Here is a 22,857-nt window from a genome sequence, read left to right as displayed (position 1 = left end):
ATAAGATTGCTTCGGATTCGATGAGGCGGGTGTTCCCATGCTGCTCGACCTGCTCAAGGAGAAGTACGTGAGGTTGGGCGTCAAGGCGTCCGACTGGCGAGAGGCGACGCGTCTCTCACTTGCCCCCCTCCTGGAGTCCGGCGCGGTCACGCAGGAGTATGTGGACGACGTAATCACGGGCGCCGAGCAACATGGTCCCTACTTCGTCGTCACGCCACGGGTCGCGCTGCCGCACGCTCGCCCCGAGTGCGGTGCGCTGGAAGACGCCCTGGGGGTAACGGTCCTGGACGAACCGGTCGAGTTTGGCAGTGCCGACAACGACCCGGTCCGCTACCTGTTCCCCCTGAGCGCCACCAGCGCGAGCGGGCATCTGGACGCGCTGGCGTCGCTCGTGGAGCTGTTGTCAGACGAGGACTTCTTCGCCGTGCTCGACGAGGCGTCTTCTCCAAAGGAAGTTGTGGACGCCGTCCGCAACGCGGAAAGGAGCAACTAATGTCTTCTGCCAAGTATCGTGCCCTGGTCTGCTGCCGTGCCGGCATGGGGTCCTCCGCCATGCTCAAGATCAAGTGCGACCAGGTCATTAACGAGGAGGGCTATTCCATCGCGACCGAGGCCGGCAACCTCGATGCCATCCAGGACTTCGACGGGGATCTGGTCATCACCATGAGCGACCTCGCGGAGGAGCTCTTGGCCGACGCCAAGATCGCGCATGTCGCCGGTATTCGCAACATCGTGGACAAGAAGGAGATCAAGGAGCAGCTCGAGGCCTTCCTCGAGGCCGTCGAGGCGTAACTTCACCGTTGGCCAACCTTGTTGTGGACGCAGGGTCCCGGTCGCATTGCTTGCGATCGGGACCCTGCCCTATGTTGAGGGGTCAAGAGGAGTGCGACGAGGAGTGGCGCCTAGTCGTTCTGCACCTCGACGCGCATCATGGTGCCAACGCCGGCATCCAGGAGGGACTCCAACAGCGAAGGATTGGCGGACGCGTCCGTCACAAGAGTGTCGACCTGCGAGGGGCTGCCGTAGCAGAAGCTCGAGTTGGCCCCTAGCTTGCCGCTGTCCGCCACGATGATGTGTCGCTCCGACCTCTCGAGCATGAGGGCGTTGATGCTGGTCTCATGGGAAACCAAGGTCGTCAGGCCCTCCTCGGCGGAGAGGCCCGAACAGCCAAGAATCGCCTTTGCCGCGCTCACCTTCGAGATGCTGTCGAGGGCAAACTCACCCGCCATCGACCATTTGGGGAGGCGAATCTCCCCGCCGGTGAGGATGACGGAGATGGACGAGGACGGCCGTGCCTGCAGGGCTTTGCCATTGTTCGTGACGATGGTGACGTTCTCGGCCCTGATGTGCTCGAGCACTGCCAGCGCGGTGGAGCTGGTGTTCACAAAGACCGTGTCGCCATCCTCCACAAGCTGGGCTGCCGCCCGAGCAATGCTGCGCTTCGCCATGACCATGCGCGAGCTGATGGGGCTTCCCAAGGGGTCTGCGATCTCTGCGATGCCATAGCTACGGTGCACGACACCCTGGCCTTCGAGTTCGTCGAGATCGCGCCTGATGGTGAGAGGCGAGACGCCAAAGCGCACGGCGAGGTCAGCGATGCGGCACCTGCCGGTGACCGTCAGATAGTCGATGATTGCCTTGCGGCGGTGGTCTACCAGGGAGCCACTCCTGCTCATCTTCTCATCTCCTCAGACTGCTTAAAGCGTTCAAATCAATCAAAGTATCCTACAAGCCGAGAAAAAGTGCAGGCTGGACGAGGAAGTCTGCCTGTGATTGGATGCCGTGCAAGGGAAGAGCTTGGTCAATCATCGCGAAATACCAGTTAAACAAGGGTAATTCGAAAGATTTCAAGTTGCCGCTCACACCCAAAAAACAAGCCGCTCGCCATTGCCTTACCCCCGCCCCCAAAGGATGTGTCCCAGCTTCTCAAATAGGTAAATCGCAGCTACATGTTTTGGAGTCCTTATATATGAACGATTAGAACATTTAAACGATAAAAAAGAAAGATAAAATCGTTCAAAACATAAATTCAGGTACGGCAAAATTCAGAAAAGGCATATAATTCTCCTGACAGCAGAGGGGCATGCCATGTCCACCCCTCGTTTGCGCAGCTACGAGTGCTCTGAAGGGGGGTGCAAGAAATGCTACTTCGCCAGCTTTACGAGCTCAAGCGCTACACCCTCGTCGACGGCCCCCTCGAGTGGAGGGACGCCCTTCGTGAGGGCGTGAAGCCCCTGATCGCGGATGGCAGCGTCGAGCCCGAGTACGCGGACTGCCTGATCAAGAACGTCGAGGACCATGGTCCCTACATCGTCCTCCTTCCCGGTCTCGCGATGCCGCACGCCATGGAGGGCGCCGTCGGAACCAACCGCTCCGCCATTGGCTTCATGCGCGTCAAGGAGCCCGTGCACTTCGGCGCGGAGGACGACCCAGACACCACTGCCCAGGCGTTCTTTACGCTCAGCGACGTCGATGCCGAGTCCCACCTGCAGAACATGCAGCATCTCGCCGTGATCATGTCGAACGAAGAGGTGGTCGAGAGGCTCAAGAACATCCAGAGCCCCGAGGAGCTTCTCGAGATCGACGCGCTTGCCGGGGACGAGTAATTCTCCCCACGCCCCAAGGCAACACCGGTTTTTAGTTAGGAGAGGAAATGGACATATTGATGGCAGCGGTCAACTGGTTCGCCAGCACCATTCTGTCTCAGCCTGCCTGGATCATCGGTCTCATCGTCATCGTGGGCTATGCCCTGCTGGGCAAGAAGTGGTATGAGGTCATCGCGGGCTTCATCAAGGCCTCCGTCGGCTACATGATCCTCCAGGTTGGCTCCGGCGGCCTCGTGTCGGCGTTCCGCCCCGTCACCGTCGGCCTTGGCCAGCGCTTTGGCCTGCAGGCCATGGTCATCGACCCCTACTTCGGCAACAATGCCGTCGACGCGGGCGTCAAGGCCGCTGCCGAGGGCAACGCCTCCGTCAGCTTCCTGATGGGTGCCAACATCTCACAGTACATGCTGCTCCTTCTCTTCGCGTACATCCTCAACATCACCCTCGTGGCCCTGAAGAAGTACACGAAGATGCGCGCCATCTTCACCACTGGCAACGTCCAGGTGCAGCAGGCGGCGACCGCCCTCTGGCTCATCATGTTCTGCTTCCCGCAGCTCATGAGTGGTCCCGCGCTGGTCGTCATGACGATTCTCCTCGGCCTCTACTGGGCCGTCGGCTCCAACATCACCATCGGCCCGACCCAGGAGCTTACCGAGGGCGCCGGCTTCTCCATCGGCCACCAGCAGATGTTCGGCATCTTCCTGGCCTCCAAGGCTGCCGGCTGGATGGCGAAGCGTGACGATGCTCGTCGTGCCAAGAACCCTGGCAAGGAGTCCGTCTTCGACAAGAAGCTCGAGGACATCGAGCTTCCCGGCTGGCTTTCCATGTTCAACGAGAACATGGTCTCGACCGCCATCCTCATGACGCTCTTCTTCGGCATCATCCTGTGCGTCATCGGGCCCGAGTTCCTGATCAAGCTCTCCGACCCCGCACAGACCGACAAGGCCTTCCTGCTCACCGGTAACGCCGCCCTCAAGCCCGGCAAGGACTTCTTCTTCTACGTCCTCTACAACTGCTTCCAGTTCGCGGTGTACCTGACCATCCTGCAGCTGGGCGTCCGCACCTTCGTTGCCGAGCTCACCGCCTCCTTCCAGGGCATCACCCAGAAGCTCATCAAGGGCTCCGTGCCCGGCGTCGATTGCGCCGTCACCTTTGGCTTCGGCTCCACCAACGCCGTGACCCTGGGCTTCATGGCCGGCGCCGTCGGTCAGTTCATCGCCATCGCGGTGCTGATCCTGGCCAAGAGCCCCGTGCTGGTCATCGCAGGCTTCGTGCCCCTGTTCTTCGACAACGCCACCTTGGGCGTCTATGCCAACAACAAGGGTGGCCTGAAGGCCTGCCTGATCATTCCGTTCATCTGCGGCCTCTGCCAGGTCTTCGGCTCCGCCGCCATCGCCTCCTGGGTCCAGATGTACCAGTTCGGCGGCTACCTGGGCATGTTCGACTGGGCGGTCGTGTGGCCTGCGTTCACGGTCATCATGCACTACCTCAGCTGGGCCGGCGTCGCGGTCGTGGCTCTCATCCTCATCGCCATCCCGCAGCTCCAGTACCACTTCGCCCCCAAGGACGAGAACGGCAAGAGCGCGTACTTCCTCGAGGTCGAGGACTACGACAAGTATGTCGAGCTCCGCGATAAGGCCAAGGGCGAGTCCGTCTCTGCATAAGGCTTCACTCCGGTCCGACGGGCCGAACCGCCGGACCGGAACCTTGCCCCGCGCACCATCAGGCACGTGGGGCAACATCCAAAGAGTGGGACCAACAGAAAGGAACTTTACGATGGGTGCAAAGATTCTCTGCGCATGCGCGAACGGCTCCGGCACTTCCCTGATGATGCAGCTCACCGTCGAGCGCGTTGCCAACAAGCTCGGCATGGACGTGACCCAGGTCCATCACTGCGCCCTCGCCGAGGGCACCTCGACCGCCAAGAACTTCGATGTCGTCTGCTTCCCCCGCAACTTCGAGAACATGTTCGATGCCGTGAAGGCCTCTGGCAAGGTCGTCTGCATCCCCCTGAAGAACGTCCTCTCTGACAAGGAGGTCGAGGAGAAGTTCGTCGAGAACGGCCTCGACAAGAAGTTCGCCAAGTAGGACGCCTCGCCCAATCCAAACAGCTGGGAGCTGCACAGTATGAACTACGAAAAGAAGATTCTGGCAACCGACATGCCCAAGTGCTACGCCATCGGCATGTTTGACGCCGACGACTTCGAGGGCTTCGTGGTCGCGACCGAGAAGGACGGTCCCATCCGTCGCTTCGACCTGGACGGCAATGCGCACGAGAACGTGTGCGACGGCCCCGGAGGGGTCATGACCGTCATGCAGACCCCCGGGCGCGGTGACCAGCTCATGGCGACCTACCAGTTCTTCTCGCCCAACTTCGGTGCCGATGACGCCAAGATCGTCAGCTACACCAAGCAGGTTGACGGCAGCTGGAAGCGCTCCGTAATCTGCGACCTGCCCTACGTCCACCGCTTTGGCGTGCTCACGGGTGCCGATGGCCAGAAGTGGCTCTTCGCCTGCACCATCAAGAGCGCCTGTCGTAACGGGGTGAAGGACGACTGGCTCGTTCCTGGCGCCGTGTATGTCGCGAAGCTGCCCGAGCGCCTGGAGGACTACGACGAGGAACACCAGCTTGAGCTGACTTGCCTCGCCGACTACCAGCTGCAGAACCACGGCTTCTACTCCGCCCCTGACGGCTCCTTCGCGCTCGTCGGCACTGCCGCCGGCGTGTTTCGCTACGTTCCGCCCGCGAGCGACGGCGAGGACTGGACGGTCAGGTGCCTCGTCGTTCAGCCCACGAGCGACATGACTCCCATCGACCTGGACGGTGATGGCAAGGACGAGATCGTGACGATCTCGAAGTTCCATGGAGATACGCTCTCCGTGTGGCACGAGACCGACGTCGAGGACAAGTACGAGCTCGTGTGGACTGACCCCCAGAAGCGCGGCTTCCTCCACGCCATCTGGTCGGGTGACCTCTGCGGTAGCAAGTGCGCCGTCATCGGCAACCGCAAGGACGAGCGCGACCTCCTCAGGCTCCACTTCGAGGACGGCGAGTACGAGGTCGAAGTCATCGACCACGACCGCGGGCCCGCGAACTGCTGGGTCTTCAGGGACTCCGAGGGCGTGGACCACATCATCTCCACCAACCGCGAGACGGACGAGGCCGCGCTCTACACCGTGCGCGCCTAGCGTCACGCCCAACCATGCCACCCGGCCAATCGCCGGGTGGCATACACACAACAAGGAGGTAAGAATGTCCGCAATCGATGACGTCACTCGCGAGGGTTGGATTATGAGCACCTTCCCCGAGTGGGGGACCTGGCTCAACGAGGACATCGAGAACGCAGTCGTTCCCGAGGGCAACGTCAAGATGTGGTGGCTCGGCTGCACCGGCATGTGGGTCAAGACCCCCGGCAACGCCAACATCACCATTGACCTGTGGACGGGCAACGGCAAGCGCACCCACGGCGACGGCAAGATGAAGGTCGGCCACCAGATGGCCAACATGGCCGGCTGCCGTGCCATGCAGCCCAACCTGCGCAACATCCCCTATGTCTTCGACCCCTTCGGCTTCCACCACGTGGACGCCGTCTTGGCCACCCACTACCACCAGGACCACATGTCCAAGGAGTGGGCCGCGCATGTCATCCAGTCCGGCATGACCACCACGGACGAGAACGGCAACGAGATTCCCGTGCCGTTCATCGGGCCCGAGAAGTCCGCTGACTTCTGGCGCAAGTGGGGCGTCCCCGAGGACCGCATCACCGTCGTCAAGCCCGGCGACAAGATCAAGATCAAGGACCTCGAGATCGTCGTCATGGACTCCTTCGATCGCACCTGCATCACCACGACCGACTCCACTGGCCCCGACCGCGAGGACCTCTGGGGCAAGTGCCCGATGGACATGGACGAGAAGGCCGTCAACTACCTGCTCGTGACCCCCGGTGGCAACATCTACCACAGCGGCGACTCCCACTACTCCATCTACTTCGCCAAGCACGGCAAGGACATCATGAAGGAGTACGGTGGCGTCGACGTGGCCTTTGGGTCCTTTGGCTGCAACCCGCTCGGCATGCAGGACAAGATGGAGGCGTCCGACATCCTGCGCATGGCCGAGGCCCTGCAGGCGAAGGTCGTCATCCCCATCCACTGGGACGTCTGGACCAACTTCATGGCCGACCAGCGCGAGATTGAGGTCCTGTACCAGATGCGCAAGGAGCGCCTCAACTACAGCTTCCATCCCTACTACTGGCAGGTGGGCGGAGACTACACGTACCCCCTCGACAAGGGCAAGAAGGAGTACATGTACGACCGTGGTTTCCATGACTGCTTCGACCACGAGCCCAACGTGCCGTATCGTTCCGTCCTGTAACGAAGCCCACGTAGGCACTGCTGCCTAGCAAGGACCCCGGGCGTTGGCTGCGCCCGGGGTCCTTTTTTGGCGAGAGGGCATGCCCTGCAGGATGGCTATCCCACGCAGCTTGCGAGCTCAACCTTGATGACGATCTTCTTGATCTTGGCGGGGGACTCTGACGCCTGGATGGCGGGTATGTGCATGTCCCATGGGAAGAAGATGGCGTAGCCGCCCGGCTGCATGTCGAGCCTGCTCTCATGGGAGTTGGGGTTCTCCTTCCAGAAGCAGATGTCACGCGGGGTGTCCAGGAGGTCTTCGTCGGGCACATCGTTGCCCAGGTCTGGATACCAGCCCATGAGCTCTGGTCCGCCGGCGGCGAGGAACTGCACGTCGATGTATCTGCGGTGGGACTCGGGTCTCAGCTCTTCACGGGGATGGGTCTCCTGTTCGATTACCTGCATGATCATCCGGTCGCCGTCCAGATGGTAGACGCCAGGCTCGCAGGCTGCGGGCACCCCTGAGGCAAGGATGCCGAGGGCGCGGCGAATGGGCTCGGGGTACGTTGCCCAGCAAGCGGGCTGCTCGTTCACGTTTCCGCAAAGCATGTTGAGCTCCTCTCCAATAATTGAAATATTACAGTTACGCCAGATTAGACAGTGGGTAAAGGCTCTTACGGGTCGTTGACCCTTGTCTGATATTCTGCATGAGTACGACCATAAACACCCGCAGAAGCACGCGAATGGTAGGCCATATGGTGGAAATAGGCATCGCGCAGGCCGTCTCCGAGGCGGAATCTGCCAAGCTCGCCCGACGCGGGGGCGATGACGCGGCGGCGAGCATGAAGGTGCTGTCCCAGATCGAAGGCGAGACGAACTTCGACTACGCGTATCGCACCCTTCGCTACAACATACTCATGTTTCACATGCAGCCCGGGGCGCTCCTGAGGGAAGCGTCCGTCGCCAAGCGCCTTGGGGTGTCAAAGACGCCTGTGCACCAGGCGGTGGGCATCCTTCGCGAGCAGCTGCTCGTGGACGTGGCGCCCCAGAGCGCCACACACATCTCGCGCATCAACGTAAGCGCCATGCGTCAGGGGTCCTTGCTCAGGACGGACGTCGAGGCGGCGACGCTCAACAGGATGGCCGGCCGCCTGCCCAGCAACTACATCGTTCGTCTGGGGGAGTGCCTCATGCGCCAACGCGAGGTCATGGAGGTCGAGGAGGTGGACGTATATCAGTTCGCGACCCTTGATGACGAGTTCCATCGCATGGTGTTCGAGGGTTCGGGCATGGAGTTCACCTGGCGGTCGATCCAGGCTGCCGCCACCCACTACAATCGCGTGCGTTTCCTTGGCCTCGTGTACGGCCTGAGCGACCTCGGCTCCATCTATCGCGACCATGTTGACCTCTACAAGAGGCTTTCGTTTGGCACGCGGCTCACTCGGGACCAAATCTATACCTTCGTGTACGGCCACCTCAACCACTACGTGGACTACTTCAACCAGATGGTCGTCGACCATCCGGACTTCTTTGACTTTGGTCCCGTTCCCGGGGATACGGAGCAATAGGAGGCCGCGGAAAAAAAGAAATACAACAATTTGGTCACAAGCGCCCCTCTCACCCAAAGGTTGTGAAGACGAGAGGGGCTATTTCATCCAGATTCCTGCCGTTCGCGGCGGAATATTGACCTTTCGTGTTTCGAACTAGAATAAGTTGTGAATTTTCTATCTAGCAAAAACTAATATTCCAGATATCGTTCGTATCTGTCAGGCATTTGACCGGCACGTGTTGTCCCGCAGAGGTGGCAGCAAGACGCACGACGGTGCTCGGGAGAAGGGGGAGCGGGTCTTTAGGTCGTTCCAGCGTTCTTGGAAAGGGAGTGCACATGGAATTCGCGATTGGTCTACTTCTGATTGCATCGTTCTTCGGCTTTGCGTTCTACTGCGTCAAAGGCTACAACCTCATGGCGGGCTTTCTCACGATGGCCACGCTCTGGCTCGTCCTGTCTCTCCTCGGCACCCTCGGCGCCTCCCCGGCGTTCATCGAGGCCAACCCCGTCCTCCAGTTCGGAGCCGGCACCGACACCAGCCTCGTCAAGGTGCTGAACACCGTCTATCAGTCCGGTCCCGAGGGCTGGGGTACCATCCTCATCAACTTCCTCTTCGGCGCCTGGTTTGGCCGCGTCCTCATGGACACCGGCATCGCGGGCACCATCATCCGCAAGACGGTCGAGCTCGGCGGTGACAAGCCCCTCATCACCGTCATCCTGCTGGACGTCGTGACCGCCATCATCTTCACTTCGATGACCGGCGCCGGCCCTGTCATGGCCGTGGGCGTCATCGTCCTGCCGATCCTCATGTCCCTGGGCATCCCCAAGGCCATCTCGCTCTTCACCTTCATCGCGTCCGTCGGTGCCGGCAGCTACCTGAACCCCGTGTTCTTTGCCCAGTACCGCGCCTTCGTGATCGACCCCAGCGAGCTTCCCGACTTCACCTTTGGCTGGTACGCGCACCAGTGGGGCTATGCCGCGACCGCGATCATGGTCGTCGTCTCCATCGTCATGACCGCCATCTACCTCCGCGGCAGCAAGAAGAGCCACGCCTGGGCAGCCCAGGCCGCACCTCAGGCCCGCAAGGACGCTCCTGGCTACACCCTGATCCTCCCGCTCGTCCCCGTCATCCTCAACATCGCCTTCAACTTCTCGGTCATCGGCGGCTTCCTGCTCGCGGGCCTGCTCGCCCTCTTCTTCTGCGGCAAGTTTGACAAGGGCTTCCGCGAGAACATCCAGTACCTCAACAAGCTCATGTACGACGGCACCGTCGACACCGCCCCCATGGTCGGCTTCCTGGTCTGCCTGCCCATGTTCAACACCGTCGCCAAGTACGCCTCCCCGTACTTCAGCGCCGTGCTCGGGCCCATCATCCCCACCTCGCCGCTCATGATCTGCGTGCTCTTCACCGTCCTCCTGTTCTTCAGCCTCTTCCGTGGCCCGCTGACCCTCGTCGGCTGCGGCGCCGCGACCCTCGGCGTCCTGAAGAACGTCTCCAGCTTCTCCGTGCCCTTTATGTACTGCGTGTTCGCCATCCCCACCATCACCGGCAACCTGGGCTCCTGCATCACGCAGAGCTGGACCGCCTGGGGCCTCTCGTACACCAAGGTCGAGTCGAAGGACTTCCTGCGCCTCTCCGTCCCGACCCTGTACATCGGCGGCACCCTGCTCTTCGTGCTGACCTACATCACCATGAGTAACCTCGGCACCGCCTGGTTCGTGTAAGCAGGTAAGACGGCAACAGCCGGTCGCGTGCGCCTCCAGCGCAAGAGCGTGACCGTCCACCAGAAGGCGGGCATGCCACAGGGACCTGGTTCCGGCATGCCCGCCTCGTACAACCCAGGAGGAAGAAAATGAGCGAAGGACACCGCAGCGTCCGCATGGGCATCGACGTCGGTGGCACCTACACCAAGTGCGTCGCGCTCGACAACCTTACCCACAAGATCATCGGCAAGAACGAGGTGAAGACCACGCACGACGACCCCAGGGGCGTCGCGGCGGGCGTCGTCGCGTCATTCCGCAACTGCCTCGCCGAGAACGACATAGCGCCCGAGGACGTCGTCTTCGTCGCCCACTCCACTACCCAGGCCACCAACGCCTTCATCGAGGGCGACGTCGCCTTCGTGGGCATCGTGGGCGTCGCCGGAGGCGGCCTTGAGGGCCTCCTGGCAAAGCGCCAGCTCAACCTGGGTGACATCATGCTGGACGAGGAGGTGGGCCGCAAGATTCCCGTGACCTCCACCTTCATAAAGAAGAAGCAGCTCACCGATGCCACCATCGACGCCGCCCTCGACGAGCTCGTGGGTGCGGGCTCCGAGGTCATCGTGGCCTCCATGGCCTTCGGCGTGGATAGCATGGCCGAGGAGCAGCGGATCCAGGAGCGCGTCCAGGCTCGAGACCTCCCCGTCACCATGGCGTCGGACATCACGAAGCTCTATGGCCTCACCCGTCGCACCCGCACTGCGGCGATGAACGCGGCGATTCTCCCCAAGATGATGGCCACCGCCAACGCGACGGAGAGCTCCGTGCGCGAGGCCGGCGTCACCGTGCCCCTCATGATCATGCGTGGCGACGGCGGCGTCATGGAGATCAGCGAGATGCGCAAGCGTCCGATCCTGACGGCGCTCTCGGGCCCCGCGGCGTCGGTCATGGGCTCGCTCATGTACCTGCGCGCGTCCAACGCCATCTATTTCGAGGTCGGCGGAACCACCACCAACATCGGCGTCATCAAGAACGGTCGTCCTGGCGTCGACTATGCCAACATAGGCGGTCATGACACCTACATCAGCTCGCTTGACGTGCGTATCCTGGGCTGCGCTGGCGGCTCGATGGTCCGCATCAGCGATTCCGACGTCATCGACGTGGGGCCCCGCTCCGCCCATATCGCCGGCTGCGAGTACGCCTGCTTCACGCCTGAGGAAGAGATCGTCGACCCCCAGATCGTGATGCTGAGCCCCAAGGAGGGCGACCCCAACGACTACGTCGCGATCAAGCTGTCCAATGGCAAGATGGTTTGCTTCACCAACACCGACGCGGCGAATGTGCTGGGCCTGGTGGACGAGAAGTACTTCGCCCACGGCAACGTCGCATCGGCACGCAAGGCGATGCAGCCCGTGGCAGACAGGCTGGGCATCACTGTCGAGGAGCTGGCGACCAAGATTCTCGACAAGGACTACGAGAAGGTCAAGGCCTGCATCGACGCCCTGGCGGAGAAGTACCAGCTCGACGCCGAGGCCATGCGCCTCGTCGGCTGCGGCGGTGGTGCCGCGTCCCTGGTGCCCTACTGCGCCGAGAAGATGGGCCTGCAGTACTCCATCCCAGAGAACGCGGAGGTCATCTCGTCCATCGGCGTCGCCCTTGCCATGGTCCGCGACGTCGTCGAACGCGTCATGCCCAACCCGATGCAGGATGACATCCGCGCAATCAAGCAGGAGGCCGTCGACCAGGCGATCAGCTCGGGCGCCGACCCCGACACCGTCGAGGTGCACATCGACATCGACAGCACCACGGGCAAGGTGACCGCCATCGCCACCGGCTCCACCGAGGTCAAGACCACCGACCTCCAGAAGGAGGTCGACGAGCCCGAGGCACTCGAGCTCGCGACGGAGGACTTCGGCAAGCGCGTGAGCGACATCGGCCTGCTCGACAAGACGGGGCACTTCTTCGTCTTCCAAGGACAGAAGAAGGAGCAGAGGCCCGTTCGCGTGGTGGACAAGAAGGGATTCATCCGCGTGCAGGTCTCCAATGCCGTGGTCTCGCGCACGACGGTCGCCGCCTACAAGGACGAGGTCGAGCGCCTCTGGGAGGAGGCGTCGGTATTCACCGCCGACAGCGTCATGCGTCCCGACTACTTCATCTGCGTGGGGCCGCGCGTCTGCGACTATTCCGCGATCAACCTGGAGCAGCTCGAGCTCATGATGGGCCTCGACCTGGATGACCGCGACCCGGACGAGGAAGTCATCGTCATCTGCGAGAAGAACGACCTTCTGTAGCGCAGCGTAGAATCGGGGCCGCCCGGAGACCAGCCGGGCGGCCCTTTGCAAGCCAGACTCGGAAGGAAGAGCATGGAAGGCCCTCGTAAGCGTTGGACCGACGCCATCATCCGTCCCGTGAAGAAGACGCTCTTCGGCGAGGAGGACTACAGCGGGGCCAGTCCCATCCCGGCTGACCTCGACGTCGCGCCCATCGAAGACGTCGCACGAGACGTCTGTGCCCTGGGCTGGGACGACTGGCGCGACTACGCCTTCGCGCGCGAGCCCCTTAACGGCCGCCTGGATGACGTCCAGCGCAAGGAGCTGATGGAGGCCGCGTACGGCTGCGGCACGAGCTGGGCGAGACGCATCGCGGGGGAGCTGGGGAGCTCGGACCCGCTGGACGTGGCACGTGGGCTTGGGGCAAGCGTGGCCTTCGAGGAGCGTCCCCACGGCCAGGACCGCGTGCTCTTTGCCGAGTTCGTCGAGCCCGACCAGATCTTCGTGTACGGTGACGCGCTCGACAAGGCACAGGGGCTCCTCGACAAGCCCGAGGTGAGGGAGTTGGTGGGCTCGCGGCTTCGTCCCCAGCCCCTTCTCGTCGCGCATGAGGCCTACCACCTGGTGGAGCTCTCCCATGCGGACGAGGTCTGGTCCCAGACGCATCGCGTGGACGTGGGCTTCGGCCCCTTCCACAACCGATCCAGGCTCGTGATCCTGAGCGAGCTCTGCGCGATGGCATTTGCGCAGGAGCTCACGGGGCTGCCCTACAGCCCCTACGTGCTCGACGTGCTTCTCACCTACTCCTACTCCGCCATGGCGGGAACCAGCCTCTACAGGGAGGTCATGGGATACCAGCCCAAGGACATGGAGGGCGAGCTGGCCACGCAGTGGCAGCCAGCGAATGACTAGCTAGCAAGAAGAGGACCAACAACAGAGAGGGAACGACATGCTTGCCTGCAAGCTCGAGAACGTCTCTTCGAACGACTACCTGTCCGAGCGCTTCCAGAAGGCCTACGAGTGGCTGAGGACCACTGACCTTGATGCGGTGAAGGTGGGGAGCTATCCCGTGGACGGCGACGACGTCATCGCCAACGTCCAGGAGTACAGCACCGCTCCCGCCGAGGACCTGCGCTTCGAGACGCACGACGTCTACTACGACGTGCAGTACGTGATCAGCGGCCACGAGCGCTTCGGCGTCGTGGAGCGTGACGGCCTCGTGCCCGTCGAGGTGGACCCCTCCAATGACATCAGCTTCTACGAGGAGCCCGCCACCTGCTCCGAGGTCATCCTCAACCCCGGAGACCTCGTCGTGGTGCCTCCCGAGCAGGGTCACAAGCCCCGCTGCGCCGTGGGTGACCCGGAGCCCATCCGCAAGGTCGTCGTCAAGGTCCGTCGCTAGGCATATGCGACGGAGGGGACGGGGCTACCCCTGGCGCTCCACGAGCTCCAGGGGACCCCAGTCGCTCGACTCGCGGGTGAGGGACATGCCCGCGTGCTCGTAGATCACTATCTCGGCGAGGTAAATGACCGAGCAGCCATATTCCAGGTGGCCGCCGGTAGCCTTGCCCTTGTCGGACACCACCGCATGGATGTGCGGCACGCCGTCGGCTATGACCCCGGTCATCGAGACGAGCTCCAGGGGGTAGCCCTTCCAGCTGACGAAGTCCTCCCGGGCGGGGAACTCCTCGATGGTGTTGATCATGTGCAGGGTGCAGTTGTCCAGGGTTCCATAGCCGCACGCCAGGCACCCGTCACTGATGTTGTGTTCGGCTATCGCCTGCTCGATGGACTCGCGCAGCAGGTCGCCCCGGTTGAGCCTCACCACCATGACCCTTCCGCCAGCCGGCGACTCGAAGCATCTCATGAAACGCCTCCCCCCGTTAAAAAGGCGAGCAGCATCTCTGCCGCCCGCCAGGATCGGACTAGTTGTTGGCGGCTGTCAGGCGCGCCTTGCCCTCGAGCGCATGGATCATTGAGACCACGAACTCGTGGCTCGGCGCGGGCACCCCGTGCTCGTGCGCGCAGGAGACGACGTAGCCGCTGATGGTGTCGACCTCGGTGCGGCGGCCGGCGGCGATGTCCGCCTGGATGCTGGTCACGCCCTTGGGGCTCGCCTCGCAGACGTGGCGGACCTCCGCGAGCTTCTGGTCGTAGTCGAAGTCATAGCCGGAGGCGGCGGCGACGTCGACAGCCTCGCGGACGAGCGTTTGGCAGAGCTTCCAGGCGCTGGGGTCCTGGGCGATGAAGCCCAGGGGCATCTGAAAGATGCCGGTCAGCGCGCTGGCCGAGACGTTGGTGAAGATCTTGTTCCAGATGAGGCGCTGGACGTCCGAGTCGGTTCCGGCCTCGAGGCCGCAGGAGCTCAGGGCCTCCACGATGGGGGCGAGCTTCTCGACCGAACCGTCGGCGGCGCCGATGGTGGTCTTGCCGCTGCCGCCGTGGCGCACGGAGTTGACGCCGGTGCGCGCGGCATTGTGCTGCGTGGTGCCGATGACCACATGGGACCTGTCCGCGAACTTGCTCAGGATCGCCTCGTGGCCACCGCCGTTCTGCAGGGTCATGAGGTAGGTGTCGGGGCCGATGAGGTTCTTGTCGCCCTCGAGGGCGGACTCGGTGAAGATGGCCTTCACGAAGACGATCACGAGGTCCTGGGGACCCATGTCGTCGGTGTTGGTGGCGGCGTTGGGATGGTAGGCCTGGGAGCTTCCGTCAGGCTCCTCGATCACGAGGCCGTCCCTCTTGATGGCGTCGATGCTGTCCTTGGCGACGTCCAGGACGGTGACGTCGTTGTTGCGGCTGAGATAGGCCCCGTAGAGGCCGCCCATCGCCCCGCAGCCGATGACTGTGATCTTCAATTTGGCTCCTCTCCCTTACGTACTGGAATACCAAAGAAAAAAACTCTCTACATCAGTATGGCTGAACAGGCAATGAAAAGCAGGGGCAATCGCCAAAAATATCCGTTTGAACTCTATATTAGACCGCTCATATAGATGAGCTCGAATTGATATTACACTTGGTTCAAAGTCTTACAACAAGCAGGGACGGTACAGAAATCAGACTGTGTCCAGCTACCGGTTCGTTGCGGATTAGTGCGCTCTGGTATGTCAGAAGGATCGAAAGGAGCAAGAAGTCATGTCACAAAGGATTCTCACTTCGGCCCACCTGCTAGAGATGTTCATGCCCTACATGTACGACGAGGCGCGCATGCTGGAGGTGGCACGCAAGGCCACGAGCCTCGGCTTCTATCGTGGCGTGGAGCTCCCCGTGTTCTTCGACGCCGAGAACCGCAAGGCCATCCGCTCGCTCATCGACGGCCAGGGCCTCTTTGGCGGCACATCAGTCACCCCCTACGTGAAGGCGCAAGGCCTGAGCCTAGCCGACCTGGACGAGGCCGGCCGCAGGCGCGCCGTCGCCCTGGTGAAGCAGCTCTCGGAGTACGCGGCGGACTGCGGCTACACCAACATCTGCATCCCCAGCGGAGACGACCCCGGGGCGGCCCTGCGCGGCCTGGCCAAGGCCGTGCTCTCTGAGTCCGTCTGTGAGCTTGCCGAGCACCTGGACGGCCTGGGGCTCAAGCTGACCATCGAGCCGTTGGACCGCTATGCGTACAAGAAGCAGCTCATCGGCCCCATGGAGGAGGACGTCGTCTGGTTCAAGCCCATTCACGAGCAGTGCGCCAACGCCTACATCCACTGGGACAGCGCGCATGAGGCCCTGGGCGGGATCGACCTCATGAGGTCCCTCGAACTCGCCTCGCCCTACCTGGCGCAGTTCCACCTCTGCGACGCCATCACCGACGTGACGCACCCTTGCTTCGGAGACCTCCACATGGACTGCGCCTACGAGCCCGATTGGCAGACCGACGGCTTCCTGACCCCCGAGGTCGGCGCCCAGATCGTGAGCAAGGTCGCCTCCTTCGACAAGCCCGAGGGCGTGAGCGACGTGTACGCCTCGGTCGAGATCCACGGATACCCGGGAGCCCACCTCTGGCTCGTCGAGGAGCACGCCCGCAAGTTCCTGCAGCGCTGCTTCGACCTAGCGGGCATGGAGTACTAGTCTGCCCAGGAAGGGCGACCGTCTACATGGCCGCCCTTCCTGGCCTACGCGAAGGAGCGACCGATGAGCTACTACCTGGGACTGGACAACGGCGGAACCACCACCAAGGCCGCCCTCTTCGATCAGAGGGGGCGGCAGCTCTGCTCGGCGTCCGCCGCGACGCCCTCCGTCACCCCACGCCCTGACTTCGTGGAGCGCGACATGGACGAGCTCTGGGATGCCAACTGCGCGGTGGTCCGCGAGGTCGTCGAACGCTCTGGCGCGGACGCCAGCGAGATCGCCAGCGTGGGGGTGTGTGGCCACGGCAAGGGGCTTTACCTCTGGGGCAGGGACGGCCGTCCTGCACGCAGGGCCATCTCCTCGACCGACAACCGTGCCTTCGCCTACGTCGGCGCTTGGCGCGAGGGCGGCACGGAGGAGAGGGCCTTCGAGCTCTCCTGCCAGCACGTCATGAGCTGCCAGCCTCCCGCGCTCCTCGCCTGGATCCGCGACAACGAGCCCGAGGTCTATGCCAACGTGGGCTATGTCTTCGAGTGCAAGGACTACATTCGCTTCCGGCTGACGGGGGAGGCCCGCGGAGAGCTCACCGACTACTCGGGCAGCAACCTCATGAACCTGCGCACCCGCGCTTACGACCACCGGCTCCTCGAGCTCTTCGGCATCACGGAGGTCTGGGACGCCCTTCCCCCCCTCTGCGGCTCCGACGAGGTCGCGGGTGGCGTGAGCGAAGAGGCCGCTGCCGCCTGCGGACTCGTCGCCGGCACGCCGGTGGTGGGCGGCTTCTTTGACATCGACGCCTGCGCGCTGGCCTCCGGGGTCACCTCGGGGGAGCTCGTCTGCATGATCGCGGGGACCTGGTCGATCAACGAGTACGTGAGGCGCGACCCCGTGGTGGATGGCAGCGTCGCCATGAACTCGCTCTACTGCCTGCCCGGCTACTACCTCGTCGAGGAGTCGAGTTCAACCTCGGCGGGAAACAACGAGTGGTTCGTGCGCCAGCTGCTTCCCGAGCTCGCGGATGCTGCGGAGGCGAGCGGGTCGAGCGTCTACGACGTGGTGAACGGCTGGGTGGAGTCCGTTGGGCCACATGCCTTCGTGCCCGTGTTCCTGCCCTTCCTCATGGGCACCAACGCGCATCCCAACGCCAAGTCGGCCTTCGTGGGGCTCAACGTCTCGCATACGCGCAGGCACATGGCAAGGGCGGTGTACGAGGGCATAGCCTTCTGCCATCGCGTGCACTACGAGCGCTTGCTCGCGTCGCGCGAGAGCGCACCTTGCGTCATCAGGCTCTCGGGCGGTGCCGCGCGCTCCAAGGTCTGGGCCCAGATGTTCGCCGACGTCATGCAGACGCCCATCGAGACCGTGGTGGCAGACGAGGCCGGCGCCCTGGGGTGCGCCATCGCAGGCGCCGTGGCGACGGGCGCCTACGCAAGCATGGACGACGCCGTGAGGAACATGGTCGAGGTGGGCGGCCGCTTCGAGCCCAATGCGAGGCTCCGCAATGTCTATGACCGGAAGTACCGACTCTACCAGCGGACGGTCGACTGCCTGGATGGCCTCTGGACCCAGATGGAGGAGCTTGCCCAACTACAGGCCGAGGGTCTGGCAAAGGCGTAGCGGGAAAGGGCACGGGGTCCTCCCCGCGCTAGAATTGAGTCGTTCTCCACGGCTGCTGCCGAGACGGACCGAAGCATGGAACCCGACGAGAGGGGTCACAATGATGCTCAAGGAACTGCGCGAGAAGGTCTACGAGGCCAACATGGACCTTCCCAAGTTCGACCTGGTCGTCTTCACCTGGGGCAATGCCTCCGAGCTCGACCGCGAGAGCGGCCTGTTCGTGATCAAGCCCTCCGGCGTCGACTACGACGAGCTCACGCCCGACAAGCTCGTGGTGTGCGACCTCGATGGCAAGGTGGTGGAGGGCGAGCTCAACCCCTCCTCCGACACGCCCACCCACGCCTACCTCTACAAGGTCTGGGGAGACAAGGTCGGCGGCATCGTCCACACCCACTCCAACTGCGCCGTGGCCTGGGCCCAGGCCGGTCGTTCCATCCCCTGCTACGGCACCACGCAGGCCGACTACTTCTATGGCTCCATCCCCTGCATGAGGGGCCTTACCAAGGAAGAGATCGAGGAGGCCTACGAGCTCAACACCGGCAAGGTCATCGCCGAGGGCTTCGAGGCCCTGGACCCCATCGCCCAGCCTGGCTGCCTCGTGCGCAACCATGGACCCTTCAGCTGGGGCAAGGACGCGGCGCAGGCTGTCTACCACGCCAAGGTGATGGAAGAGACGGCGCTCATGGGCCTGCGCACCGAGACCCTCTGCGGCGTGATGGGCAAGCCGGTCAAGGAGGCAGAGGCCCCGCAGTATCTGCTCGACAAGCACTACATGCGCAAGCACGGCCCCAACGCCTACTACGGCCAGGGGAAGTAGGGCGTCGCGCAAGGGCATGTCATCCGGCCGCGGGGCTGGGCCTCCGTCCCGCGGCGCTACGAAGGGAGCCCCATGGGCAAGAGCTACGAGCTGGGACTGTACGAGAAGGCGACCCCCCAGGACCTGAGCTGGGAGGAGCGTCTCCAGGTGACTGCCGAGGCCGGGTTCGACTACATGGAGATCTCGGTCGACGAGTCCGACGCCCGCCAGGCACGCCTGGACTGGACTGCTGCGGAGAGGGGCGCGGTGGTCGAGGCCATGCGCAACACGGGCGTGCCCCTGGGCTCCATGTGCCTCTCGGGCCACCGCAAGTGGCCCCTCGGGGCAAAGGACCCCAAGAAGCGCGAGTACGCCCTGGTCATGATGGACAAGGCGCTCGACCTCGCCTGCGACCTCGGCCTGCACATCATCCAGCTGGCCGGTTACGACGCCTACTACGAGGAGGACGCTCACGCCGACTCCGAGAGGTACTTCGCCGAGAACCTGGCCAAGGCAACCGAGATGGCGGCCAGCGCGGGCGTCGTGATGGGCTTCGAGACCATGGAGACTCCCTTCATGGACACGGTCGAGAAGGCCATGTGCTACGTCGACCTCGTGGGCAGCCCCTTCCTGGGCGTCTATCCCGACGCGGGCAACCTGACCAATGCCTCGCTGATCTATGGCAAGTCGGTCGCGGATGACATCGCGACTGGCGCCGGGCACATCTTCGCGGCTCACATGAAGGCGACCGAGGCGGGCAAGTATCGTGACATGCTCTTCGGGCAGGGTACGACCGACTACGAGGGCGCCCTCTCCCAGCTCGTCCCCCAGGGGGTTCGTCGCTACGTCTGCGAGATGTGGTACCTCGGCTCCGATGCCTGGAGGGACGACGTGGCCCATGCATCCGAGTTCGTCCGCGAAAAGATCGACGCCGCGATGGCAGAGCTGGGATAGGCTATCCCTTGTAATATGGTGCCATCTGGCCACTTCGCTCAAGTACGGTGGAAGTCGCCCGTTGGCGGGCGCGTCGAAAGGAGCTCTTCATGAAGTTCTTCGTCGATACCGCGGACCTCGATGAGATCAAGGAGGCGGAGTCCTGGGGTTGCCTCTCTGGCGTGACCACCAACCCGAGCCTCTATGCCAAGACCGGCGGAAAGCTCGCCGACTTCGAGGGCCACATGGTCAAGATCTGCCAGATCTGCGAGGGCCTGCCCGTCTCGGCAGAGTCCACCGCCGAGACCACCGAGGACATGATCGCCGAGGGTCGTCGCCTTGCCTCTCTCGCACCCAACATCGTGGTCAAGCTCCCCATCTGCGAGGCAAGTTTGCCCGCCATGCACACCCTGGCCAAGGAGGGGATTCGCGTCAACTGCACCCTGGTCTTCTCCGCTCCCCAGGCGCTGCTTGCGGCTCGTGCCGGCGCCCGCTACATCAGCCCCTTCGTCGGCCGTTTCGACGACATCGGTGACGAGGGCCTCGACCACTTGGAGGAGATGATCGACGCCGTCCACAACTACAGCTACGGCTACTGGGACGAGGAGGACGGCCCAGAGATCATCACCGCGTCCGTGCGCACGCCGCACCACGTGACCCAGGCGGCGCTCCTTGGCGCCGACATCGCCACGGTGCCCTTCGGCGCGCTCAAGAAGTGCGTGCACCACCCACTCACCGACCGCGGCCTCGAGCTCTTTGCCGCAGACTGGGCCAAGGTCACCGCAGAGGCGTAGGAAAGCACCAGCAGGTCCCGGTCGGCGTCTCTGCCGGCCGGGACTTTTTTAGCCGAGAGGGGCGCACCCCCCTTGGCAAGACAAGACGACAGAAGGAGACGCCATGGGCAATGACGAGCTCAAGACCATAGCCAGGGAGGTCCGCAAGGGGATCCTGACCGGCACGCACGCCGCCAAGTCGGGCCACCCCGGTGGGTCGCTCTCCGCGACCGAGATCTTCACCTACCTCTACTTCGAGGAGATGGACGTCGACCCCGCCGACCCCCGCAAGGCCAGCCGCGACCGCTTCGTCCTCTCCAAGGGCCACTGCGCGCCGGGCCTCTATGCCACGCTCGCGCAGAGGGGCTTCTTCCCCACGGGGGACCTCGAGACCCTGCGCCACATCGGTTCCCACCTGCAGGGCCATCCCAACATGAATGACACCCCCGGCGTCGACATGACCACCGGCTCGCTGGGGCAGGGCGTCTCGGCGGCGGTGGGCATGGCGCTCGCCGCCAAGCACTGGGGCGACTCCTACCGCACCTACTGCCTGCTGGGTGACGGAGAGATCGAGGAGGGCCAGGTCTGGGAGGCCGCGATGTTCGCCGGCAACCACCAGCTCGACAACCTCTGCCTCATCGTCGACAACAACGGGCTCCAGATCGACGGCACGATCGAGGAGGTCAACTCCGCCCAGCCCATCGCCGACAAGTTCCGGGCCTTCAACTTCCACGTGGTCGAGGTCTCCGACGGCAACGACTTCGACCAGCTCCGCGCCGCCTTCGCCGAGGCGCGCCAGACCAAGGGCTCTCCCAGCTGCGTCGTCGCCCACACCGTGAAGGGCAAGGGCGTCTCGTTCATGGAGAACCAGGTGGGCTGGCACGGCAAGGCCCCCAACGACGAGCAGTACGCGCAGGCCATGGCAGAACTCGAGGAGGCATAGCAGATGGCAGACACCAAGATGATCGCCACGCGCCAGAGCTACGGCGAGGCCCTCGTCGAGCTGGGCGCCGAGCACGACGACTTCGTGGTCCTGGACGCGGACCTCGCGGCCGCCACCCAGACGGGCAAGTTCAAGGCGGCCTACCCCGACCGCTTCTTCGACGTGGGCATCGCCGAGGGCAACCTCATGGGCGTGTCGGCCGGCATCGCCACCACCGGGCGCGTCGCCTTCGCGAGCACCTTCGCGATGTTCGCCGCCGGTCGCGCCTTCGAGCAGGTGCGCAACTCCATCGGCTACCCCCACCTCAACGTCAAGATCGGCGCCACGCACGCCGGCATCTCGGTGGGCGAGGATGGTGCCACGCATCAGTGCAACGAGGACATCGCCCTCATGCGCACCATCCCCGGCATGACCGTGGTCGTCCCCTCCGACGACGTCGAGGCGCGCGCGGTCGTCCGCGCCGCCTACGAGCTGGACGGTCCCGTCTACATGCGCTTCGGGCGCCTCGCCGGCCCCGTCTTCCACGACCCCGCCAGCTACGAGTTCGAGCTGGGGAAGGGCATCGTCGAGCGAGAGGGGACGGACGTCACCATCGTCGCCTGCGGCCTCATGGTCGCCGCCTCGCTCGAGGCCGCCGAGGCGCTCGCGGAGAGGGGCGTCAGCGCCGAGGTCGTGAACATCCACACCATCAAGCCCCTCGACGAGAAGACCGTCATCGCCTCGGCCAGGAAGACCGGCAGGGTCGTCACCGTGGAGGAGCACTCCGTCATCGGCGGCCTGGGCAGCGCCGTCTGCGACGCGCTCAGTGCGAGTTGCCCCACGCCCGTCCGCAAGGTCGGCGTGCGTGACGTCTTCGGCGAGTCCGGACCCGCGTTGGACCTGCTGGCCAAGTATGGCCTGGACGCAAGGGGCATCCAGGCCGAGGTCGAGGAGTTCCTCCACTAGGAGCTGACTGCCATATGGGCATGGCTGTAGTCCCGCGCCCCTAGGGGTCGGGGCCACAGCGTGCTTTATATGTGCGGTGGCTGGCCCCTAAGCTGCGGCTTTGGGGCCATTTGCTAAAATGCACCGGAATCTGTCAGTTTTCGCTACGTAGAAAAAGGAGCTCTTGTGGCCAACCACTTTCGCAGCAGCGAGCGACAGGGGGACGAGGAGCTGGAGCAGCAGGCTCCCGCCGACTCGCAGGTCCCTGAGGTGGGTGCGGACGTGACGGGCGAGGAGCCCGCGCAGGACGCCGCCCCCCAGCCGGAGCCGCGCCACGTG

The 22,857-nt window shown here is 63.6% G+C and carries 23 protein-coding genes; 19 read left to right on the top strand and 4 right to left on the bottom strand.

Going from position 1 to position 22,857, the window contains the following annotated elements:
- Positions 1-37 precede the first annotated feature (37 nt).
- Together BQ7388_RS07940 and BQ7388_RS07935 are read left to right on the top strand one after the other, a co-directional pair.
- Positions 38-493 carry a PTS sugar transporter subunit IIA gene (locus tag BQ7388_RS07940; protein ID WP_009278167.1) on the top strand — a complete coding sequence of 152 codons (456 nt, stop codon included), beginning with the start codon at positions 38-40 and terminating at the stop codon, positions 491-493.
- Positions 493-792 carry a PTS sugar transporter subunit IIB gene (locus BQ7388_RS07935; RefSeq protein WP_062529292.1) on the top strand — a complete coding sequence of 100 codons (300 nt, stop codon included), beginning with the start codon at positions 493-495 and terminating at the stop codon, positions 790-792. The genes BQ7388_RS07940 and BQ7388_RS07935 overlap by 1 nt, the downstream gene beginning before the upstream one ends.
- Positions 793-902: 110 nt before the next feature.
- On the opposite strand, the gene BQ7388_RS07930 is transcribed toward BQ7388_RS07935, so the two are convergent.
- On the bottom strand, positions 903-1,676 hold the full coding sequence (locus BQ7388_RS07930; protein WP_062529294.1) for a DeoR/GlpR family DNA-binding transcription regulator: 774 nt from the start codon (positions 1,674-1,676) through the stop codon (positions 903-905).
- 465 nt (positions 1,677-2,141) lie between these two features.
- Here BQ7388_RS07930 and BQ7388_RS07925 point away from each other — a divergent pair, with 465 nt between their 5' ends.
- The 5 genes from BQ7388_RS07925 (at position 2,142) to ulaG (ending at position 6,975) form a co-directional block, all read left to right on the top strand.
- Complete coding sequence (locus BQ7388_RS07925; protein ID WP_062529296.1) at positions 2,142-2,606, top strand: PTS sugar transporter subunit IIA; 465 nt, start codon at positions 2,142-2,144, stop codon at positions 2,604-2,606.
- Between the two features lie 47 nt (positions 2,607-2,653).
- Positions 2,654-4,267 carry a PTS ascorbate transporter subunit IIC gene (locus BQ7388_RS07920; RefSeq protein WP_072500206.1) on the top strand — a complete coding sequence of 538 codons (1,614 nt, stop codon included), beginning with the start codon at positions 2,654-2,656 and terminating at the stop codon, positions 4,265-4,267.
- A 112-nt stretch (positions 4,268-4,379) separates the two neighbouring features.
- Positions 4,380-4,691 carry a PTS sugar transporter subunit IIB gene (locus BQ7388_RS07915; RefSeq protein ID WP_062529299.1) on the top strand — a complete coding sequence of 104 codons (312 nt, stop codon included), beginning with the start codon at positions 4,380-4,382 and terminating at the stop codon, positions 4,689-4,691.
- 39 nt (positions 4,692-4,730) lie between these two features.
- A complete protein-coding gene (locus BQ7388_RS07910) occupies positions 4,731-5,792 on the top strand; it encodes a hypothetical protein (RefSeq protein ID WP_072500205.1) in 1,062 nt (353 codons plus the stop codon).
- A 64-nt stretch (positions 5,793-5,856) separates the two neighbouring features.
- The gene (gene ulaG, locus BQ7388_RS07905) at positions 5,857-6,975 is read left to right on the top strand and encodes an L-ascorbate 6-phosphate lactonase (protein ID WP_072500204.1); all 1,119 of its coding nucleotides are present in this window, start codon (positions 5,857-5,859) and stop codon (positions 6,973-6,975) included.
- A gap of 95 nt (positions 6,976-7,070) precedes the next feature.
- Here ulaG and BQ7388_RS07900 read toward each other — a convergent pair whose 3' ends face one another.
- Positions 7,071-7,562, bottom strand: a complete 492-nt coding sequence (locus tag BQ7388_RS07900) for a NanQ anomerase/TabA/YiaL family protein (protein ID WP_072500203.1) — start codon at positions 7,560-7,562, stop codon at positions 7,071-7,073.
- A gap of 146 nt (positions 7,563-7,708) precedes the next feature.
- Between BQ7388_RS07900 and BQ7388_RS07895 the strand changes: the two genes are divergently transcribed.
- The 5 genes from BQ7388_RS07895 (at position 7,709) to BQ7388_RS07875 (ending at position 13,875) form a co-directional block, all read left to right on the top strand.
- Entirely contained in the window at positions 7,709-8,521 is an 813-nt protein-coding gene (locus BQ7388_RS07895; RefSeq protein ID WP_072500202.1) for a GntR family transcriptional regulator, read from the top strand.
- Positions 8,522-8,838: 317 nt separating this feature from the next.
- On the top strand, positions 8,839-10,227 hold the full coding sequence (locus BQ7388_RS07890) for a citrate transporter (RefSeq protein WP_072500201.1): 1,389 nt from the start codon (positions 8,839-8,841) through the stop codon (positions 10,225-10,227).
- A gap of 128 nt (positions 10,228-10,355) precedes the next feature.
- Positions 10,356-12,494 (top strand): hydantoinase/oxoprolinase family protein, encoded by a 2,139-nt coding sequence (locus BQ7388_RS07885; protein ID WP_072500200.1) that lies wholly within the window; start codon positions 10,356-10,358, stop codon positions 12,492-12,494.
- A 72-nt stretch (positions 12,495-12,566) separates the two neighbouring features.
- Complete coding sequence (locus BQ7388_RS07880) at positions 12,567-13,385, top strand: hypothetical protein (protein WP_072500199.1); 819 nt, start codon at positions 12,567-12,569, stop codon at positions 13,383-13,385.
- A 37-nt stretch (positions 13,386-13,422) separates the two neighbouring features.
- Complete coding sequence (locus BQ7388_RS07875) at positions 13,423-13,875, top strand: NanQ anomerase/TabA/YiaL family protein (RefSeq protein ID WP_072500198.1); 453 nt, start codon at positions 13,423-13,425, stop codon at positions 13,873-13,875.
- A 24-nt stretch (positions 13,876-13,899) separates the two neighbouring features.
- Here BQ7388_RS07875 and BQ7388_RS07870 read toward each other — a convergent pair whose 3' ends face one another.
- Positions 13,900-14,340 carry a PPC domain-containing DNA-binding protein gene (locus BQ7388_RS07870; RefSeq protein WP_072500197.1) on the bottom strand — a complete coding sequence of 147 codons (441 nt, stop codon included), beginning with the start codon at positions 14,338-14,340 and terminating at the stop codon, positions 13,900-13,902.
- A gap of 58 nt (positions 14,341-14,398) precedes the next feature.
- The gene (locus BQ7388_RS07865) at positions 14,399-15,331 is read right to left on the bottom strand and encodes a ketopantoate reductase family protein (protein WP_072500196.1); all 933 of its coding nucleotides are present in this window, start codon (positions 15,329-15,331) and stop codon (positions 14,399-14,401) included.
- 277 nt (positions 15,332-15,608) lie between these two features.
- Between BQ7388_RS07865 and BQ7388_RS07860 the strand changes: the two genes are divergently transcribed.
- The 7 genes from BQ7388_RS07860 to BQ7388_RS07830 all read left to right on the top strand — a co-directional run bounded on the left by BQ7388_RS07860 (position 15,609) and on the right by BQ7388_RS07830 (position 22,539).
- On the top strand, positions 15,609-16,532 hold the full coding sequence (locus tag BQ7388_RS07860; protein ID WP_072500195.1) for a sugar phosphate isomerase/epimerase family protein: 924 nt from the start codon (positions 15,609-15,611) through the stop codon (positions 16,530-16,532).
- 63 nt (positions 16,533-16,595) lie between these two features.
- Complete coding sequence (locus BQ7388_RS07855; RefSeq protein ID WP_072500194.1) at positions 16,596-18,149, top strand: FGGY-family carbohydrate kinase; 1,554 nt, start codon at positions 16,596-16,598, stop codon at positions 18,147-18,149.
- A gap of 100 nt (positions 18,150-18,249) precedes the next feature.
- Positions 18,250-18,966: an L-ribulose-5-phosphate 4-epimerase gene (locus BQ7388_RS07850; RefSeq protein WP_200781451.1), complete on the top strand. Its 717-nt coding sequence runs from the start codon at positions 18,250-18,252 to the stop codon at positions 18,964-18,966.
- Positions 18,967-19,038: 72 nt separating this feature from the next.
- Entirely contained in the window at positions 19,039-19,899 is an 861-nt protein-coding gene (locus BQ7388_RS07845; protein WP_062529305.1) for an L-ribulose-5-phosphate 3-epimerase, read from the top strand.
- 89 nt (positions 19,900-19,988) lie between these two features.
- Positions 19,989-20,672 carry a transaldolase family protein gene (locus BQ7388_RS07840; protein WP_009278162.1) on the top strand — a complete coding sequence of 228 codons (684 nt, stop codon included), beginning with the start codon at positions 19,989-19,991 and terminating at the stop codon, positions 20,670-20,672.
- 103 nt (positions 20,673-20,775) lie between these two features.
- On the top strand, positions 20,776-21,594 hold the full coding sequence (locus BQ7388_RS07835; RefSeq protein ID WP_072500193.1) for a transketolase: 819 nt from the start codon (positions 20,776-20,778) through the stop codon (positions 21,592-21,594).
- Positions 21,595-21,597: 3 nt separating this feature from the next.
- Positions 21,598-22,539, top strand: a complete 942-nt coding sequence (locus BQ7388_RS07830) for a transketolase family protein (protein WP_009278160.1) — start codon at positions 21,598-21,600, stop codon at positions 22,537-22,539.
- The last annotated feature ends 318 nt before the right edge of the window (positions 22,540-22,857 follow it).

The organism is Olsenella phocaeensis (assembly GCF_900120385.1).
Lineage (GTDB): Bacteria > Actinomycetota > Coriobacteriia > Coriobacteriales > Atopobiaceae > Olsenella_I > Olsenella_I phocaeensis.
The sequence above is the reverse complement of the archived record's forward strand: the minus strand, read 5'-3'. Positions and strand labels throughout refer to the sequence as shown.